This window comes from Desulfofundulus sp., assembly GCF_049701015.1.
GTDB lineage: Bacteria > Bacillota > Desulfotomaculia > Desulfotomaculales > Desulfovirgulaceae > Desulfofundulus.
Genome location: NZ_JBNATZ010000336.1, coordinates 1 through 2,273, shown reverse-complemented (window position 1 = coordinate 2,273; position 2,273 = coordinate 1). Strand labels below are relative to the sequence as shown.

The 2,273-nt window shown below is 57.0% G+C and carries 2 protein-coding genes; both read left to right on the top strand.

Going from position 1 to position 2,273, the window contains the following annotated elements; translation table 11 throughout:
• Positions 1 to 234: hypothetical protein (locus ACPLUI_RS14050; protein WP_424660867.1), on the top strand; the 234-nt coding region annotated here is incomplete at its 5' end.
• Positions 235 to 305: 71 nt separating this feature from the next.
• The coding region (locus ACPLUI_RS14045) for an ATP-dependent RecD-like DNA helicase (RefSeq protein ID WP_424660866.1) at positions 306 to 2,273 on the top strand (1,968 nt) is incomplete at its 3' end.

Below are 2,273 nucleotides of genomic sequence, written 5' to 3'. Positions count from 1 at the left end.
CTGTTGAGCTGGCTCAAAGCCCGTAGGAGGGCGGAGCGAGGGCAGAAAGCCGGTCCGGTGATTCCTGCTCCTTCCCCGTTGGACGGTGCTGGTGAAATTGCGAAGCTGGCTGCCGGGAGTGAGGTAATTGCAAACTCCGGAGGTAAAAAGACAAAGTGGGCTAACAGTTCCGGAAAGGTGAAGAGTGCGGCAGAAGGACAGTTGTGGAATGCGGTTAATGGCGGATTAAATTAAGAAAAGTCCGGAGAACAAAGGTTCTCGGGCTTTTTTCTTTTTTGTGTCCTATATGGAAGGAGTAGATCGTTTTGCAACAAGAAAAATTCTGTGCGAAAGGGACCGTAAGCCGCTTCATTTTTCAGGCGGACGACTTTTACGTTGCCGTATTCAACCATAACGGTGCACAAACAGTGATCACGGGTAACCTGTACGGCCTGAAACCCGGCGAACGCATCATTATCGAAGGAGAATGGTTCAATCATCCGAAGCACGGCCGCCAGGTAAACGTCACCTTCTGGGAGCGGCCCGTTCCGACCACCGAGGAACAGGCAGTAGCATTTCTTTCATCCGGCCTGGTTAAAGGCGTCGGCCCGGTGACTGCGAAACGCATTGTTGAAAAGCTTGGTCCCGAAGCCGTAGAAATCATCATGCGCGACGGGCCGGGAGTCCTCAAGGGCATAAAAGGACTGGGGGGTAAAGCCCAACAGGTTTACGAGAGCGTCCTGGAGACATTCGAGATCCAGCGGATCATGAAAAAACTCCTTCCCCTGGGCTTAACCCCGAAAGCTGCGTTTAAAGCCTTTAAAGAATTCGGCAGTGCGACAGCTGAAATTATCCAGCGCAACCCCTACTGCCTGATGGAGCTTGAAGGGATCGGCTTCCACCGTGCCGACGAGATGGCCGTGAAGCTGGGCGTACCCATGGACAGCCCGCAGCGTGTGGAAGCGGCAGTAACCTACACGCTGAAGCAGGCGGTGTGGGAGCAGGGGCACTGCTTCCTGCCGGTAGAAGAACTCTGCGAGAAGTCGCTGGAACTGCTGAACCATAAGAAAACGTACGTTATGCGGGACATGGTTGAGAGCGCCCTGAAGCGTCTGGCCGGTAATGAGAAACTGGTAATTGAGGCCGGGGCCGTGTACCCCCGGGGCATGTACAGGGCCGAAGTTGCCGTAGCTGAAAAGGTGAGGCGCCTGCTTTCCGGCAGCAGCGGTATGTATGTACCGCCTGCCAGGCTGGAGAAGCTGATCAAGCAGTACGAGTTATCCGCCGGGATAAGGCTGGCTCCCGAACAGAAGGCCGCCGTTGAGAAGATCATCAGCGGTGGCTTCCTGGTCCTTACAGGCGGCCCGGGCACGGGGAAATCGACGTGCGTCAGGGCCGTGCTGGAAGTGTTCCGCCGCATCAACCCTGAAGCGGAGATAATGCTGGCCGCGCCGACGGGTCGCGCCAGCAGGAGGCTTTCGGAAGTAACGGGTATGGAAGCGCACACCATTCATCGTCTTTTAGGGTTCGTTCCCGGGGAGGCGCGGCCGGCGTACCATTCCGGGAACCCGCTGCCCTGCGACCTGCTTGTGGTGGACGAATTCAGCATGGCCGGGATACAGCTTACGGGGCTGCTCTTTGACGCCGTGCCTGAAGGGGCGAAAGTGCTCCTGGTGGGTGACAGGGACCAGCTCCCTTCGGTGGAACCTGGCAACGTCCTGCACGACCTGCTGGCCGCCGGGGTGCCGTGCGTGAAGCTGGAGAAAATATTCCGGCAGGCCGCTGAAAGCCAGATTATTACCGGTGCCCACAGGGTAAACCGCGGACAGATGTTCTATCCCGACCACTCGAAGGGGGATTTTTATTTTATCGAGCGTGAAAAGCCGGAAGACATCGCCCGGACGGTCGTAAGGTGCGTGGAGAGATTCCTGGAACTGGGGTATCCGGTTGAAGAAATACAGGTGCTTTCCCCCATGAAAAAGGGGCCGGTGGGGACGGTAGAGCTGAACAGGATGCTTCAAGAAGCGATCAACCCGCCGGAACCGGAAAAACCGGGGCTGCAGAGAGGTAACACCACCTTCCGCCCGGGGGATAAGGTGATCTGCACCAGGAACAATTACGGCAAGGGTGTTTTTAACGGCGAGACCGGGACTGTGCTGGACATCATCACGGACGACAAAGGCAGCGTTTCCGGCCTGGTGGTAAAGTTTAACGGGGAACCGGTTGGGTACGCACTGGACGAACTGGGCGAACTGGAACTCGCGTACGCAGTGACGGTACACAAAGCCCAAGGC